The 14,613-nt window shown below is 63.5% G+C and carries 16 protein-coding genes; 11 read left to right on the top strand and 5 right to left on the bottom strand.

Features of this window, described 5'->3' with window-relative positions:
* Positions 1 to 283 precede the first annotated feature (283 nt).
* Positions 284 to 1,054, bottom strand: a complete 771-nt coding sequence (gene phnF / locus NKI37_RS27325) for a phosphonate metabolism transcriptional regulator PhnF (protein ID WP_245261350.1) — start codon at positions 1,052 to 1,054, stop codon at positions 284 to 286.
* Between the two features lie 96 nt (positions 1,055 to 1,150).
* Here phnF and phnG point away from each other — a divergent pair, with 96 nt between their 5' ends.
* Genes phnG through NKI37_RS27310 form a run of 3 tightly spaced genes read left to right on the top strand, consistent with a single transcriptional unit; the run spans position 1,151 to position 3,336 of the window.
* Entirely contained in the window at positions 1,151 to 1,612 is a 462-nt protein-coding gene (gene phnG / locus NKI37_RS27320) for a phosphonate C-P lyase system protein PhnG (protein WP_023669821.1), read from the top strand.
* A complete protein-coding gene (phnH, locus tag NKI37_RS27315) occupies positions 1,612 to 2,223 on the top strand; it encodes a phosphonate C-P lyase system protein PhnH (protein ID WP_023669822.1) in 612 nt (203 codons plus the stop codon). Before phnG ends, phnH begins: the two co-directional genes overlap by 1 nt.
* On the top strand, positions 2,224 to 3,336 hold the full coding sequence (locus NKI37_RS27310; protein ID WP_023669823.1) for a carbon-phosphorus lyase complex subunit: 1,113 nt from the start codon (positions 2,224 to 2,226) through the stop codon (positions 3,334 to 3,336).
* Between the two features lie 2 nt (positions 3,337 to 3,338).
* Here NKI37_RS27310 and NKI37_RS27305 read toward each other — a convergent pair whose 3' ends face one another.
* Complete coding sequence (locus NKI37_RS27305; protein ID WP_023669824.1) at positions 3,339 to 3,542, bottom strand: hypothetical protein; 204 nt, start codon at positions 3,540 to 3,542, stop codon at positions 3,339 to 3,341.
* Between the two features lie 65 nt (positions 3,543 to 3,607).
* Between NKI37_RS27305 and NKI37_RS27300 the strand changes: the two genes are divergently transcribed.
* From NKI37_RS27300 to phnE (NKI37_RS27265), 8 genes are all read left to right on the top strand, one after another.
* A complete protein-coding gene (locus tag NKI37_RS27300; RefSeq protein WP_023726432.1) occupies positions 3,608 to 4,507 on the top strand; it encodes an alpha-D-ribose 1-methylphosphonate 5-phosphate C-P-lyase PhnJ in 900 nt (299 codons plus the stop codon).
* Positions 4,504 to 5,280 carry a phosphonate C-P lyase system protein PhnK gene (gene phnK / locus NKI37_RS27295; RefSeq protein WP_023669826.1) on the top strand — a complete coding sequence of 259 codons (777 nt, stop codon included), beginning with the start codon at positions 4,504 to 4,506 and terminating at the stop codon, positions 5,278 to 5,280. Before NKI37_RS27300 ends, phnK begins: the two co-directional genes overlap by 4 nt.
* A gap of 208 nt (positions 5,281 to 5,488) precedes the next feature.
* Positions 5,489 to 6,196 (top strand): phosphonate C-P lyase system protein PhnL, encoded by a 708-nt coding sequence (phnL, locus tag NKI37_RS27290; RefSeq protein ID WP_352791277.1) that lies wholly within the window; start codon positions 5,489 to 5,491, stop codon positions 6,194 to 6,196.
* Positions 6,193 to 6,810, top strand: a complete 618-nt coding sequence (locus NKI37_RS27285; RefSeq protein ID WP_023669828.1) for a DapH/DapD/GlmU-related protein — start codon at positions 6,193 to 6,195, stop codon at positions 6,808 to 6,810. The genes phnL and NKI37_RS27285 overlap by 4 nt, the downstream gene beginning before the upstream one ends.
* A 130-nt stretch (positions 6,811 to 6,940) precedes the next feature.
* Positions 6,941 to 7,798, top strand: a complete 858-nt coding sequence (phnC, locus tag NKI37_RS27280; RefSeq protein WP_023669829.1) for a phosphonate ABC transporter ATP-binding protein — start codon at positions 6,941 to 6,943, stop codon at positions 7,796 to 7,798.
* A 148-nt stretch (positions 7,799 to 7,946) separates the two neighbouring features.
* On the top strand, positions 7,947 to 8,855 hold the full coding sequence (gene phnD / locus NKI37_RS27275; protein WP_352791275.1) for a phosphonate ABC transporter substrate-binding protein: 909 nt from the start codon (positions 7,947 to 7,949) through the stop codon (positions 8,853 to 8,855).
* A 56-nt stretch (positions 8,856 to 8,911) separates the two neighbouring features.
* A complete protein-coding gene (phnE, locus tag NKI37_RS27270; RefSeq protein WP_023669831.1) occupies positions 8,912 to 9,868 on the top strand; it encodes a phosphonate ABC transporter, permease protein PhnE in 957 nt (318 codons plus the stop codon).
* A complete protein-coding gene (gene phnE, locus NKI37_RS27265) occupies positions 9,869 to 11,236 on the top strand; it encodes a phosphonate ABC transporter, permease protein PhnE (RefSeq protein WP_023669832.1) in 1,368 nt (455 codons plus the stop codon).
* Positions 11,237 to 11,316: 80 nt separating this feature from the next.
* Here the strand turns inward: phnE (NKI37_RS27265) and NKI37_RS27260 are convergent, their stop codons facing one another.
* The 3 genes from NKI37_RS27260 to NKI37_RS27250 form a co-directional block, all read right to left on the bottom strand.
* Positions 11,317 to 12,168, bottom strand: coding sequence for a sugar phosphate isomerase/epimerase family protein (locus NKI37_RS27260; protein ID WP_352791273.1), 852 nt, complete (start codon positions 12,166 to 12,168; stop codon positions 11,317 to 11,319).
* A 125-nt stretch (positions 12,169 to 12,293) separates the two neighbouring features.
* Complete coding sequence (locus NKI37_RS27255) at positions 12,294 to 13,481, bottom strand: Gfo/Idh/MocA family protein (protein WP_023683012.1); 1,188 nt, start codon at positions 13,479 to 13,481, stop codon at positions 12,294 to 12,296.
* 18 nt (positions 13,482 to 13,499) lie between these two features.
* Positions 13,500 to 14,555 carry a sugar phosphate isomerase/epimerase family protein gene (locus NKI37_RS27250; protein WP_352791271.1) on the bottom strand — a complete coding sequence of 352 codons (1,056 nt, stop codon included), beginning with the start codon at positions 14,553 to 14,555 and terminating at the stop codon, positions 13,500 to 13,502.
* Positions 14,556 to 14,613 lie beyond the last annotated feature (58 nt).

The raw sequence follows: 14,613 nt of genomic DNA, 5'->3' as shown, positions 1-14,613 counted from the left end.
GTGGTAATAATCAAGCCTGGCTGCCACCCCGGACTTAATGACCCAGCCCCGGCGATGGCCCACCCCCCCTCGCGCGTCGTGCTCACGACACCTCTCCCCCGATCGACGGGGGAGAGGAAAGGCGCGAGCTTGGCAAGGCGGGCTCCCTTCCTCTCCCTCCGGAGGGGGGAGAGGTGGCTCGGCGAAGCCGAGACGGAGTGGGGGAAGGCGGTCCTCAAACGTCAAGCCGCTGACAAGTGAGCGCGACCGAGTTGGTCTGATATCGCATGAGTCTCGACGCTCCCTACAGCGCCGACAGCTTCAGCTCCACCCGCTCCGCCGGAAACCGCGTTTCGGCGAACTGGATCGGCTGGCCGTCCGGTGTGACGTTGACGGCGACCGCCACCAGCACGATTGCGCCGGGCTGCAGATCGAGGTCGGCGAGATCGGCGGCATCGGCATGGCGGGCCGACAGCACCGTCGATTGCCTGAGATAATCGTCAATGCCGAAACGCTTGAGCGAGGCGGTAACCGAACCGGTTTCGGCCATCGCAGCATTGATGCCGGCGAAACGCTTCGCCTCGTACCAGGCGGCGGCGCGCGACACCGGCCGTCCATCGGCTTCGCCGCGCGTCTCCAGGCGGATCACCTCAGCCCCTCTTGCCAGACCAAGCCCCTCGGCGACGCGCTGACTGGCCGACTCAACTGTAGAAGCTAGCAGCACGATGTGCCGTTCCGATGTTTGCCCTTGCAGACCGGTCGAAAACCGAGTGCGCGCGCCGATCGGATAGGACAGCCGTTTGCGCGAAAAGACGAAGGTGCCGCGTCCCTGCTCGGCCCGCAGCACGCCGTCCTGCACCAGGGCCGATATGGCGCTGCGCACCGTGTGGCGATTGACGCCGTAGCGTTCGGCCAAGGCCATTTCCGGCGGCAGCGCGGCATTCTCGGCAAAATCGCCGGCGGCGATCGAATGCAGGATCAGGTCCGCAATCTGCCGCCACAGCGCGACACCGCTACGGCGTTCGATGCTGCTCGCGCCCTTTTGAGCCACCATTTCGTCCACGCTCCCGCCCATGTCATCCACCCGTCATGGACACAAGTTAGATAATAGGTATAATTTGTATAATTGTCTATATCACTAGACAAATTATATACATTCAGGGAGTTGTCCATGCGAGGACAGGAAGCCCGCGACCAGGCCGAGCGCAAAGCCGTCATGACGACGTTGGCGCAGGCCAGTGGCGATGACATCGCCCGGCTGTGGAATGAGGCCGGCCTGATCTCGGAAGCAGAGCTTTTGCGCGGCCCGGAAACCGGTCTGGTCACCGTGCGTGGCCGCATCGGCGGCGGCGGCGCGCCCTTCAATGTCGGTGAAGTGACCGTCACCCGCGCCACCGTCCGGCTCTCTTCCGGACAGGTCGGCCACAGCTACATGCTCGGGCGCGACAGGCAGAAGGCGAAGCTTGCGGCAATCGCCGATGCACTTTGGCAGGATCCCGCCCATCGGCAGACGGTCGAGAGTGCGCTGGTCGCACCGCTGCGCGCCGCCCAAAGCGAGGCGCGCGAAAAGCGCCGCTCCGAGACGGCGGCAACGAAAGTGGATTTCTTCACCATGGTGCGCGGAGAAGACTGATGGACATCGCAGCCCAATGGATCGACGGCGGCTTCGCCGATCCGGTGTTCAACGCCCAGGCGGTCTTCCGCGCGGTCATGGATGCCATGGCGCGGCCGGGCAGCGAGCGGCCTCTGCCTGCCTTCGCCCGCCCCCCTTCGCCGCTGTCCGCAACCGCCGGCGCCATTGCACTTTCGCTCTGCGACAACGACACACCGCTCTGGCTCGATCCTGCTTTGCAGGCATCGGCAGCGATCAAATCCTGGCTCGGCTTCCACGCCGGCGCGCCACTCGCCAACACACCTGCCGATGCGCATTTCGCGTTGGTCGCCACGCCGGCCGAGATGGCCGCCCTCGACGGTCTTTCGCAAGGCACGCAGGATTATCCCGACCGTTCGACGACACTGATCCTGCAGGTCAGCGATCTCACCTCCGGCGCGCCGCTATTGCTCGAAGGCCCAGGCATCGAAAAGACGGCGACCATCGCGCCGGCGCAGATGCCGCGCCATTTCGTCGAACAGTGGAAGCAGAACAGCCAGCGCTTTCCGCGCGGCGTCGACATCATCCTGGCGGCGCCCGACGGTATCGCCTGCCTGCCGCGCACGACGCGCATCAAGACGATGGAGGCATAAATGTATGTCGCGGTAAAAGGCGGCGAAGTCGCAATCGCCAATGCCCACAGTCTGCTTGCGGACCGCCGTCGCGGCGACCGTTCGGTGCCGGCGCTGCGCCTCGACCAGATCGTCGAACAGCTGGCGCTCGGCGTCGACCGGGTGATGAGCGAAGGATCGCTCTACGACCGGGAACTGGCGGCGCTCGCCATAGTCCAGGCGCGCGGCGACATGATCGAGGCGATCTTCCTGGTGCGCGCCTACCGCACCACACTGCCGCGCTTCGGCTACACCAACGCCATCGACACCGGCGCCATGCTGGTCGAGCGGCGCGTGTCGGCGACCTACAAGGATTTGCCCGGCGGCCAGCTGCTTGGGCCTACCTTCGACTACACCCACCGCCTGCTCGACCCGGAACTCGCCGCCGGCGCCGATGTCGCCGAACCGCTGCAGCGCGAGACGGAAACGCAGGCCATGCCGCGCGTTTCGACGATCCTCGCCCGCGAAGGGCTGATTGAGCCGGATGGCGACATGCCGCAGGACCATGTCCCCGGCGACATCACCCGTGAGCCGCTTGAGTTTCCGATGGCGCGCGACATCCGCCTGCAGGCGCTGTCGCGCGGCGATGAAGGGTTTCTGCTGGCGCTCGGCTATTCCACCCAGCGCGGCTATGCCCGCAACCACCCCTTTGTCGGCGAGGTGCGTATCGGCGAGGTCGAGCTGGAACTCGACGTGCCGGAACTGCCCTTCGCCGTGCTGCTCGGCAAGGTCCGCGTCACCGAATGCCAGATGGTCAACCAGTTCAAGGGCTCGGCCAAGGCGCCGCCGCAATTCACCCGCGGCTACGGACTGGTCTTCGGCCAAAGCGAGCGCAAGGCGATGGCCATGGCGCTGTGCGACCGCGCGCTGCGCGCAACGGAACTCGGCGAAGATGTCGTCGCCGCCGCGCAGGACGAGGAGTTCGTCATCTCGCACTCCGACAATGTTCAGGCGACCGGCTTCGTGGAGCATTTGAAGCTGCCGCACTATGTCGACTTCCAGGCCGAGCTCGATTTGGTGCGCCGCATGCGCGCCGAATACGAAGCTCGAGAGAACCCTGCAAAGGTGGAAGAGAAGCGGGAGGCGGCCGAATGAGCCTAATCGCCCCCGCCATTGCCGCCATCCCCGTTGCCGCCGTCATGGGAATGGCTGCTATGCCCGCCGACGTAGCTGCCGTTTCCGCCTGTGACATGCGCGCCATCTCTGGAAGCAGGCAGAAACAAGCGCCGAGGTACAAAACCGACCACGCAGACAAACGCCAGAAGCAGAATTGCAATCTGGATCCAACCGGTCTGAGTCATTCGACTTCGCCTTTATTTCCGTTTTCTGGGCGTCAATGCAATAGCAGGGAGTGGATTTGATCGCCATGACCGACATCGCCACCTACAACTTCGCCTATCTCGACGAGCAGACCAAAAGGATGATCCGCCGGGCGATCCTCAAGGGCATCGCCATCCCTGGCTATCAGGTTCCCTTCGCTTCGCGCGAAATGCCGATGCCCTATGGCTGGGGCACTGGCGGCGTGCAGGTCACCGCCTCGATTATCGGGCCGGACGATGTGCTGAAAGTCATCGACCAGGGCGCCGACGACACCACCAATGCCGTCTCGATCCGCGCCTTCTTCAAGAAGGTAGCCAACGTCGCGGTGACGACCGATACCGCCAGCGCCACCATCATCCAGACCCGCCATCGCGTCCCGGAACACCCGCTGAGCGCCGGCCAAGTTCTAGTCTACCAAGTGCCGATACCCGAGCCGTTGCGCTTCCTCGAGCCGCGCGAAACCGAAACGCGCAAAATGCATGCGCTCGAGGAATACGGCCTGATGCATGTGAAGCTCTACGAGGACATTGCCAAACACGGCCGCATCGCCACCACCTATGCCTATCCGGTCAAGGTCGAGGGCCGCTATGTCATGGACCCCTCGCCGACGCCGAAATTCGACAACCCCAAAATGCACCGTTCGCCGGCCCTGCAACTGTTCGGAGCCGGGCGCGAAAAGCGCATCTATGCCGTGCCGCCCTTCACCGATGTCGTCAGCCTCGACTTCGAGGATCATCCCTTCGAGGTCCAGACCTTCGACCTGCCCTGTGCGCTCTGCGCGGCGGAAAATGTCTATCTCGACGAGGTCATCCTCGACGACCATGGCGACCACATGTTCGTCTGCTCCGACACCGACCATTGCGAGAAGCGGCGCGCCGAAGGACATCGCGGCCACCTTGCGGCTGAAAGCCATGTTACCGCAGGAAAGATGAGGCCAGCAGAATGACCGGCGACCCACTGCTGCGCGTCTCCGAACTGTCCAAATTCTACGGCTCGCGCGTCGGCTGCGAGAATGTCACCTTCGACCTGTGGCCGGGTGAGGTTCTGGCCGTCGTCGGCGAATCCGGCTCCGGCAAGACGACGCTGCTCAACTGCCTGTCGACGCGGCTGCTACCATCTTCTGGCACCGCCAGCTACCGCATGCGCGACGGCCAGTTCCGCGAACTCTACCGTATGAGCGAGGCCGAGTGCCGCTTCCTGATGCGCACCGACTGGGGCTTTGTTCATCAGAACCCCGCCGACGGCTTGCGCATGACGGTGTCTGCCGGCGCCAATGTCGGCGAGCGGCTAATGGCGGTCGGTGACCGCCATTACGGCAAGATCCGCGCCACTGCCGTCGACTGGCTGTCGCGCGTCGAGATCGACGAGGACCGCATCGACGACGAGCCGCGCGCCTTTTCCGGCGGCATGCGCCAGCGCCTGCAAATCGCCCGCAACCTCGTCACCGGACCGAGGCTGGTGTTCATGGACGAGCCGACCGGCGGCCTCGACGTCTCGGTGCAGGCGCGCCTGCTCGATTTGCTGCGCGGGTTGGTCACCGATCTCGGCCTGGCGGCCATCGTCGTCACCCACGATCTCGCCGTCGCCCGGCTTCTGTCGCAGCGTATGATGGTGATGAAAGACGGCCGTGTCGTCGAAAGCGGCCTGACGGATCGCGTGCTCGACGATCCCCGCGCGCCTTACACGCAATTGCTTGTTTCCTCGATTCTACAGGTGTGAAGATGGCGCCAAGGCACCCCCCTCTGGCCTGCCGGCCATCTCCCCCTCAAGGGGGGAGATCAGCAGCTTTTATGTCCCGCCCCTTCTACGATGCAGAAGAATGGCGAAGTCGAACGCGACAGCCAATCTCCCCCCTTGAGGGGGAGATGCCTGGCAAGGCAGAGGGGGGTGTTGGCCCGCGGACGAACAACGATTGGAGAACCTTCTGATGCCGACGCCCCTCGTTGTTTCCGGCGTCGCCAAAAGCTTCACCATGCATCTGCGCGACGGCATCAGATTGCCGGTTGTCGCCGGCGTCTCATTCTCGATCCGGGCCGGTGAATGCGCCGTGCTCGGCGGGCCTTCCGGCGCCGGCAAAAGCTCGATCCTGAAAATGCTCTATGGCAATTATGCCGTCGATGAAGGCCAGATCATCGTTCAGCATGAGGGCGGCCTGATCGATCTCGCCATCGCCAGCCCGCGCACGGTGCTTTCCGTGCGCCGCCAGACGATCGGCTATGTCAGCCAGTTCCTGCGCACCGTGCCGCGCGTCTCCGCGCTCGACGTGGTCGCCGAGCCGCTGGTCGAACGCGGCGAGGACCGCGAGAGCGCGCGGAAAAAAGCACGCACCTTGCTGGGGCAGCTCAATTTGCCGGAAAAGCTCTGGGCGCTGCCGCCGGCGACTTTCTCGGGCGGTGAGCAGCAGCGCGTCAATATCGCGCGCGGCTTCATCGCCGAGCATCCGGTCTTGCTGCTCGACGAGCCGACAGCTTCGCTCGATTCGAAAAACCGCAACGTTGTGGTTGCGTTGATCGCCGCCAAGAAGGCCGGCGGTGTCGCCTTGCTCGGCATCTTCCATGACCCGGATGTGCGTGACGCCGTCGCCGATCGCATCATCGACGTGACCTCTTTCGCCGCCGGAAAAATCGCTGCATGAGCAGGAAACTATCGGAAGCGCCGTTGGTCCACGCCACGGCGCAGGTCGAGAACTCGACATTGGGGCGCTGGACAGAGATCGCCGACCGCAGCCGCGTGTCCGAAAGCATCCTCGGCGACTATTCCTACATCATGCAGGACTGCGTCGTCTGGTGCGCGACCATCGGCAAGTTCTCCAACATAGCCGCCGCCGTGCGCATCAACGCCACAAACCACCCGACCTGGCGGCCGACGCTGCATCACTTCACCTATCGCGCCTCCGACTATTGGGACGACGCCGAGCACGAAACAGAATTCTTCGCCCAGCGCCGCGCCAAACGCGTCTCCATCGGCCACGACACCTGGCTCGGCCACGGCTCGACCATCCTGCCCGGCGTCACCGTCGGCGATGGTGCTGCCGTAGGCGCCGGCGCTGTGGTGTCGAAGGATGTCGCGCCCTACACCATCGTTGGCGGGGTGCCAGCCAAGCCGATCCGCGAGCGTTTCGATCGCCGCACGGCCGAACGCTACCAGGCGCTCGCCTGGTGGGACTGGGACCACGCCAGGCTGCGCGCCGCTCTCGACGATTTTCGCGTACTCGAGGCAGACGCGTTCCTCGAGAAATACGGCGCCTGATCGGGTGCGACCACCCCCACTTGCCGCACGGCTGTGGAGCGTAACAAAACTGACATCGTGATGACATGGCAGGTTCATGTCGCTGCGCTAGGCGAGAACCAGACGATCAATTCAGGTCTGGAACTCTTCGATGTTATCGACCCCTGCCACGCTCGAAATCCGCGGCGTCTCGCGCCGATTTGGCAAGAACACCGCTGTCAGCGCCATCGACCTGTCGATCCCGCAGGGCCAGATGGTCGGCATCATCGGTCGTTCCGGCGCCGGCAAATCCACCCTCCTTCGCATGATCAACCGTCTCATCGACCCCAGCCAGGGATCGATTTTTTTTGACGGTGCCGAGGTCTCGCGACTGCGTGGCTCGCCGCTGCGACGCTGGCAGCGCGACTGCGCCATGATCTTCCAGCAGTTCAACCTGGTGCCGCGCCTCGATGTGCTGACCAATGTGCTGCTCGGCCGTCTCAATCATCGCTCGACCTTTTCCAACCTGCTCGGCATGTTTACCCGCGCCGAATGCGCTGAGGCGATTGCAGCACTCGAGCGCCTCGACATCGCCCGCACCGCACTGCAGCCAGCCGGCACGCTGTCTGGCGGCCAGCAGCAGCGCGTCGCCATTGCCCGCGCCATGATGCAGCAGCCCAAGGTGCTGCTCGCCGATGAGCCGATCGCTTCGCTCGACCCGCTCAACGCCAAGGTGGTGATGGACTCGCTGCAGGACATCAACCTGCGCGAAGGCATCACCGTCGTCACCAATCTGCACACGCTGGACACCGCCCGCACCTATTGCAACCGCATCATCGGCATGGCTGCCGGCAAGATCGTCTTCGACGGTCCGCCGGAAGCGCTCAACCGCGAGGCCGTGCGCCTGGTCTATGGCGCCGACGGCAACGGCGTCGATATCTCCGAGGCCATCACCTCGACCAGCATCGCCTACAAGCAAAAGATCGCCGCATCCGCCAGCCCGCTCGAGCCCGCATTCCCCGGGTACTGATCCATGATCCCGAAAAGTGGATACCGGTTTTCGGAAAAGATCATGGACCAAAACTGAGCCGCACTGGATCGACCGCCCGCGTCAAGGGCACTTGCAAAGATCAAGAACGCTGCCGGCGCGGGGCCGGAACTTACAGGAGAGACATCAAATGTTCAGGAAGATGGTATTCGGCGCCGTTTCGGCTCTCGCCATGGCAACCAGCGCCGCGCATGCGGCCGACCTCAAGGAATTCCGCGTCGGCATCCTCGGCGGAGAGAACGAAACCGACCGCCTGCGCAACTATCAGTGCCTGGCCGATCACCTGAAGACCGAATTCGGCTTCGAAAAGGTCTCGCTGTTCCCCGCCGCCGACTATGACGGCGTCATCCAGGGCCTGCTCGGCGGCACGCTCGACTTCGCCGAACTCGGCGCTTCCGGCTACGCCAGCGTCTACATCAAGGACCCGAAGGCGGTCACCCCGGTCCTCACCACCCAGCAGACCGACGGCGCCACCGGCTATTATTCCATCGGCCTGGCGCTGAAGTCTTCGGGCATTACCGACATCAAGTCGGCCAAGGGCAAGAAGCTCGGCTACGCCGATCCGGACTCGACCTCGGGCTACCTGATCCCGCTGACCCAGATCCCGAAGGACACCGGCGCCTCGAACGACGCCTACTTCGCCTCGACCCAGTTCAATGACGGCCATGAAAACAACATCCTCGCCGTTCGCGACGGCAAGGTCGACGTTGCGGTTGACGATTCCTCCGGCATCGGCGACTTCAAGAACGGCTACACCTCCGGCACCTTCCACAAGGTCACCGCCAAGGGCGCCGTCGACCCCAACGACTTCGTCGAAGTCTGGCGCTCGGGCCTGATCCCGAACGGCCCGCTGGTCGTGCGCACCGCGCTCGGCGACGACATGACCGCCAAGCTTGCCGCCTTCTTCACCGACCTGCCGAAGAAAGACAAGGCCTGTTTCGAAGGCGTCGAAGGCGGCGACTTCACCGGTTACGTCCCGGTCAAGCCTGACTTCTACAACGTCATCGTCGAAGCCCGTAAGGCAGCCATCGGCGGCTGACGGCAAAATCAGAAAGGGCGACGTGAAAAACGCCGCCCTTTTTGCATGTCCCGATCATGACCATCTCAGCAACAGCCCGCTCCAACGCGACCCTGCAGGTAGCCAACGCTTGGCAGCGCCAGATATCGTTGCGGCGGCTTTATACCATCCTCGGCATCGGCCTGCTGCTGGCGGCGACGCTGTCGAGCATGTGGTTCGCCGACGAGGCCAATGCCGGTCACTTCTGGGACCGGCTGCCGCATATATTCGACTTCCTCAGCTGGCTGATCCCGAAGGACTGGAACGACGTCTGGCGGGCGCTGTTCGACATCGCCTCGCCGCATGACACCGGCACCCAGGAGTTCAACTTCCCGCTCGGCCGCGTCTATGTCTGGGGCGGCTTCTACATCCCCGAATATTTCGAGCTGATGCTGACCACACTCAACGTGGCGCTGGTCTCGACTTTCATCGGTTTCATCTTCGCCGTGCCGTTTTCGTTCATCGCCGCGCGCAACCTGACGCCGCATCCGGCGCTGCGGCTCGTCGTCAAGCGCTTCATGGAATTGCTGCGCGCCTTTCCCGAAATCGTCATTGCCGGCCTGTTCGCCGCCATTGTCTCGACCGGGCCGATCGCAGCCATCATCGCCATCGGCCTGCATTCGATCGGCGCGCTCGGCAAGCTGTTCTATGAAATCAACGAGAACATCGACATGCGCGCCGAAGAGGGCCTGAGAGCGGTCGGCGGCAACTGGTTCGAGCGCGTGCGCTTCGCCGACCTGCCGCAGGTGCTGCCCAATTTCATGTCCTACACATTGCTGCGCGTCGAGATCAACGTGCGGGCCTCGACCATTATCGGCGCCGTCGGCGGCGGCGGTATCGGCGAGGAACTGAAGCTCTCGATATCGCGCGGTTTCGGCGCCAAGACGGTGGCGTTGGTGCTGCTGTTGTTCACGACGATCTTCATCGTCGACCAGTTCTCCGCCTGGCTGCGCCGCAAGCTGGTCGGCGAGCAAGCTTTTCTGATGAGCGCTTAAATGACCGCTTTGACCACTGATCAGGTCCAGTCGATCGAGGAACGCTATCCGCAAATCTTTCGGCGGCCGGCCTACAAGCGATTCGCGCCGCTGTTCCTGTTCGGCGGCATCCTGCTCTACCTCGTTTACGCCTTGTGGTTTTTCAACCTGCCGCAGGTGATGCGCGACTCGCATTGGGAGCGCCTGCCGCTCTTCCTGACGCAATGGATCAGCTACGATCTGCAGCCTGAATTCCGCCTCGACCAGCCTGAAATCACGCCGAAATACCCGCGGTTTTCAGCACTCGGCGAGAACCCAGATCCCGACTGGGTTGTCAAGAACGCGGATGGCACCTTCACCGTCCTGATCGATGGCGCGGCCAGGTCCGTCACCTTCGACAAGACCAAAGCGACGATCGTCGCCAATGGCGAGATGGTGCCGGTGGCGCTGACCAGCGGTAAGCCGGTAATTACAGGTCCGGTGCCTGGCTGGATCACCGCGCATGACGACGAGATCGTCGCCAGGATGGGCTTTGTCGGCGAAGTGCGCGTCACCGTCGATCGCGTCAAGGTCCGCAAGCGCTTCCTCGGCTGGGCAAATTTCGTCTTCGACACGCGCTCGCCCTTCTTCGGCAAATCGGCCAGTGAAGTGATCTCGCTGATCTGGTCCGGACCGGAACTTAAGCCTGGCACCTCGAACCTCGCGCTCGCCGGCGACAACATCTGGAACAATGCGCAGTGGCAGCATGGCGACGTCTGGACGAAACTGCTGCAGACCATCGTCATGGCCTTTCTCGGCACGTTGCTCGGCGGCCTCGTCGCCTTCCCGCTCGCCTTCTTCGCCGCCCGCAACATCACGCCGAGCGGATTGTTCGGCCAGGTGCTCAAGCGCTTCTTCGATTTCATGCGATCGGTCGACATGCTGATCTGGGCGCTGTTCTTCACCCGCGCCTTCGGCCCGGGACCGCTCGCCGGCAGCGCCGCGATCTTCTTCACCGAAATAGGCACGCTCGGCAAAATCTATTCGGAAAGCCTGGAAAACATCGACGACAAACCGCGCGAGGGCATCAAGTCGACCGGCGCCAACGGCCTGCTGGTGCAGCGCTATGGGGTCATGCCGGAAGTGATCCCGGTCTTCATCAGCCAGACGCTCTACCAGTGGGAATCCAACACAAGAGGCGCCACCATCATCGGCGCCGTCGGCGCTGGCGGCATCGGCCTGAAACTCTGGGAAGCCATGCGCACCAATTCCAACTGGGCCAACGTCTTCTACATGGTGCTGCTGATCCTGCTCGTCGTGTTTGTGTTCGACAACATCTCGAATTTCCTGAGGCGCCGGCTCAGCCGGACCATCCATGATTACAACAGGATGCAGGCCGAGGAGGGGTGACGTGCGAGGGACAGCACCCCCCTCTGTCCTGCCGGACAGTGGGGGGTGTGAAGGAACGCAGCACTCCTTGGGCGGCGCGGCTAAGCCGCCCGCTTCCACCCATCCCTGATATGCCTGTATCCCTCGCGATAAACCGCTTCCGGCGTCTCGGAAAAATCCCGCCACACCTTGGTCGCCGCCGCCAGATCCTTCAGCGACCTGCCAAACGCCTCGATCGTCAGCCAGTCGTCATAGCCGCTCTTGCGGATGGCCGCGAAAGTCTCTTTCCACGGAATGTTCCCGCGTCCCGGCACGCCGCGATCGTTCTCCGAAATGTGGATGTGCACGACATTCCTGCGGTGCTTCGTATAGGCGCCGATCGGGTCGGCTTCCTCGATATTGGCGTGGAAGGTGTCGTACATCGCCTTGATGTGCGGCCGGTCGATGGCATCGACGTGCTCGGACAGATCGGCCATCGTGTTCAGCAGATAGCACTCGAAACGGTTGAGCGCCTCCAACCCGATGGTAACGTTCCGCTTGCCGGCATGATCGCCAATGGCGCGCTGCGAGGCGATCGAGCGCTTCTTCTCGGCAGCGGTCGGCCCGCTGCCGGAGAAGGCGCCGAGCGTCGAATGCAGCGGCCCGCTCAGCGTACTCGCGCCGAGCGCCTGGGCGCAATCGATCGCCCATTTCATGTAGCCGATGCCGGCCTTGCGGGTCGCGGCATCCGGCGAAATCAGATTCATCGCCGGGTCGCCCATCGCCGTAACAGCCGTGCGCTCCAACCCGATGCGGTCGAGCAAATCGCCAAGGTTCTTGTAGTCCTCTGGCGTGCCTGAGAAGATCGGTATCTCGACGCCGTCGAAGCCGGTCGCCTTGATGTCGCGCAGCAACGGCTCGTGTTTCTTAGACACGGAAGTCGTCCACAAAAACATGCACATGCCGATTTTCATCGACAGCCCCTCCCCGTTTGACGGCGCGCGCTGGTTTCTTTCGCACCTCGCACCATGCGCCCTCATTCGGCCGCTTCGCGGCCACCTTCTCCCCGAAGGGAGAAGAGACTTGGCGCCGGCGCTACCTAAAGTTTCGTCCACGCCCCGTTCTTCTTCGATGACTTCACGCAGGCCTCGATGAACGCCATACCTTCGACGCCGTCCTGGATGGTCGGGAACACCACGTCCTTGCCCGGCTTGCCGCCCTTCTTGCGTGCCGCGCGGATCGCCCGCGCCGCCTCCTGGTAGATGTTGGCGAAGCCTTCGAGATAGCCTTCCGGATGGCCAGACGGAACGCGGCTGACGCGTCCCGCAACTGGCAGCGCGCCGGCGCCGTTGCGGGTGAGCAGCTGCTTGGGCTGGCCAAACGGCGTGTACCAGAGATAGTTCGGATCGGCCTGCACCCATTCCAGCCCGCCTTTAGAGCCATAGATGCGCAGCTTCAGCCCGTTCTCGTGGCCCGGCGCCACCTGGCTCGCCCAGATCATGCCCTTGGCCGGATGCACCTTGCCGACCGGCTTGAAGCGCAGCATGACATTGACATTGTCGTCGAGCAGTCGCCCCGGCACGAAAGCGTCGAGATCGGCCGACAGGGAATCGAGCTCCAGACCCGAGACGAAGCGCGCCAGATTGTAGGCATGCGTGCCGATGTCGCCGAGCGCGCCGCCCGCGCCCGCCTGCTTGGGGTCGGAGCGCCACGCCGCCTGCTTCTGGCCGGTGGCGGCAAGATCCTCGGTCAGCCAGTCCTGCGGGTACTCGGACTGAACGATGCGGATGTCGCCAAGCTGCCCCTTGGCCACCATCTCGCGCGCCTGCCGGATCATCGGATAGGCAGTGTAATTGTGCGTCAGCACGAACACCTTGCCGGTCTTTTCAACCACGGCCGCGAGCTTCTTGGCCTCGGCCAAAGTCGTCGCCAGCGGCTTGTCGCAGATGACGTGGATGCCCGCCTCGAGGAAGACCTTGGCCGCCGGCACGTGCACATTGTTGGGGGTGACGATCGCCACCGCCTCGATGCCGTCCGGGCGCTTGGCCTCGGCCTTGGCCATCTCGGCATAGGAGGCGTAGCTGCGCGCCGGGTCGAGACCGAGTTCGGCGGCGGAAGCCTTGGCGCGCTCGGGATTGGCCGACAGGGCGCCGGCCACCAGCACGAAGTCATTGTCCATGCGCGCCGCGATCCGGTGCACCGCGCCGATGAAGGCGCCTTGGCCGCCGCCGACCATACCATAGCGGATCGGGCCGCCCCCCGCTTCCGACTTCGATGCGCCGACCATGTCTTTCTCCTGCTTGTGTCAAATACCCATCATGGCGCGCAGCATCTTCTTGTCGGTGGTGCCGCCGGCGAAATCATCAAAGGCCTTTTCCGTCCCCCGGATAATGTGGTGCTGGATGAAGGGCGCGCCTTCGGCCGCGCCGTCCTCCGGATGCTTGAGGCAACACTCCCATTCCAGCACCGCCCAGGAATCGTAGCCATACTGGGTAAGCTTGGAGAAGATGCCGCCGAAATCGACCTGCCCGTCGCCAAGCGAGCGGAAGCGGCCGGCGCGATTGGTCCAGCTCTGATAGCCGGAATAGACGCCTTGCCGCCCCGTCGGATTGAACTCGGCATCCTTGGCATGGAAGGCCTTGATCCGCTCGTGATAGATGTCGATGAATTCGAGATAGTCGAGCTGCTGCAAAAGGAAATGCGACGGGTCGTAGTTGATGTTGCAGCGCTTGTGACCGCCAACCGCATCTAGGAACATCTCGAAGGTTGCGCCGTCGAAGATGTCCTCGCCGGGATGGATCTCATAGCCGACGTCGACGCCGTTCTCGTCATAGACGTCGAGGATCGGCTTCCAGCGCTTGCCGAGTTCGGCAAAGGCCTCCTCGATCAGCCCGGCCGGCCGCTGTGGCCAGGGATAGAGATACGGGAAGGCCAGAGCGCCGGAAAACGTCACCGAGGTTTTCAGGCCAAGATTCTTCGAGGCCTTGGCGCCGAACTCCATCTGTTCGACCGCCCATTTCTGCCTGGCCTTGGGGTTGTTGTGCACCGCAGGCGGTGCAAAGCCGTCGAACTGGGCATCATAGGCCGGGTGCACCGCCACCAGCTGCCCTTGAAGATGCGTCGACAGCTCGGTGATCTCGACGCCGGCATCAGTGCAGACGCCTTTCACCTCGTCGCAATAGGTCTTGGAAGACGCCGCCTTCTTGAGGTCGAACAGGCGTGCATCCCAGGTCGGGATCTGCACGCCCTTGTAACCGAGACCGGCCGCCCATTTGGTGATCGAGGCCAGCGAATTGAACGGCGCGGTATCCCCCGCGAACTGCGCCAGAAACAGCCCCGGACCCTTCATTGTCGACGGCATCGGCATCCTCCCAATTCATTTTTCCAAGGACCAAGCATAGCGCCTGATGAAAGCAGGG

The sequence above is a fragment of the Mesorhizobium sp. M0626 genome (assembly GCF_040320665.1).
Taxonomy (GTDB): domain Bacteria; phylum Pseudomonadota; class Alphaproteobacteria; order Rhizobiales; family Rhizobiaceae; genus Mesorhizobium.
This window is presented reverse-complemented; position numbering and strand designations above follow the sequence as displayed.

What these genes read in the sequence shown, in the direction of transcription:
- phnF (WP_245261350.1), bottom strand. Translation starts at nt 1,054, where the DNA reads ATGGGCGGGAGCGTGGACGAAATGGTGGCTCAAAAGGGCGCGAGCAGC.
- phnG (WP_023669821.1), top strand. Translation starts at nt 1,151, where the DNA reads ATGCGAGGACAGGAAGCCCGCGACCAGGCCGAGCGCAAAGCCGTCATG.
- phnH (WP_023669822.1), top strand. Translation starts at nt 1,612, where the DNA reads ATGGACATCGCAGCCCAATGGATCGACGGCGGCTTCGCCGATCCGGTG.
- NKI37_RS27310 (WP_023669823.1), top strand. Translation starts at nt 2,224, where the DNA reads ATGTATGTCGCGGTAAAAGGCGGCGAAGTCGCAATCGCCAATGCCCAC.
- NKI37_RS27305 (WP_023669824.1), bottom strand. Translation starts at nt 3,542, where the DNA reads ATGACTCAGACCGGTTGGATCCAGATTGCAATTCTGCTTCTGGCGTTT.
- NKI37_RS27300 (WP_023726432.1), top strand. Translation starts at nt 3,608, where the DNA reads ATGACCGACATCGCCACCTACAACTTCGCCTATCTCGACGAGCAGACC.
- phnK (WP_023669826.1), top strand. Translation starts at nt 4,504, where the DNA reads ATGACCGGCGACCCACTGCTGCGCGTCTCCGAACTGTCCAAATTCTAC.
- phnL (WP_352791277.1), top strand. Translation starts at nt 5,489, where the DNA reads ATGCCGACGCCCCTCGTTGTTTCCGGCGTCGCCAAAAGCTTCACCATG.
- NKI37_RS27285 (WP_023669828.1), top strand. Translation starts at nt 6,193, where the DNA reads ATGAGCAGGAAACTATCGGAAGCGCCGTTGGTCCACGCCACGGCGCAG.
- phnC (WP_023669829.1), top strand. Translation starts at nt 6,941, where the DNA reads ATGTTATCGACCCCTGCCACGCTCGAAATCCGCGGCGTCTCGCGCCGA.
- phnD (WP_352791275.1), top strand. Translation starts at nt 7,947, where the DNA reads ATGTTCAGGAAGATGGTATTCGGCGCCGTTTCGGCTCTCGCCATGGCA.
- phnE (WP_023669831.1), top strand. Translation starts at nt 8,912, where the DNA reads ATGACCATCTCAGCAACAGCCCGCTCCAACGCGACCCTGCAGGTAGCC.
- phnE (WP_023669832.1), top strand. Translation starts at nt 9,869, where the DNA reads ATGACCGCTTTGACCACTGATCAGGTCCAGTCGATCGAGGAACGCTAT.
- NKI37_RS27260 (WP_352791273.1), bottom strand. Translation starts at nt 12,168, where the DNA reads ATGAAAATCGGCATGTGCATGTTTTTGTGGACGACTTCCGTGTCTAAG.
- NKI37_RS27255 (WP_023683012.1), bottom strand. Translation starts at nt 13,481, where the DNA reads ATGGTCGGCGCATCGAAGTCGGAAGCGGGGGGCGGCCCGATCCGCTAT.
- NKI37_RS27250 (WP_352791271.1), bottom strand. Translation starts at nt 14,555, where the DNA reads ATGCCGTCGACAATGAAGGGTCCGGGGCTGTTTCTGGCGCAGTTCGCG.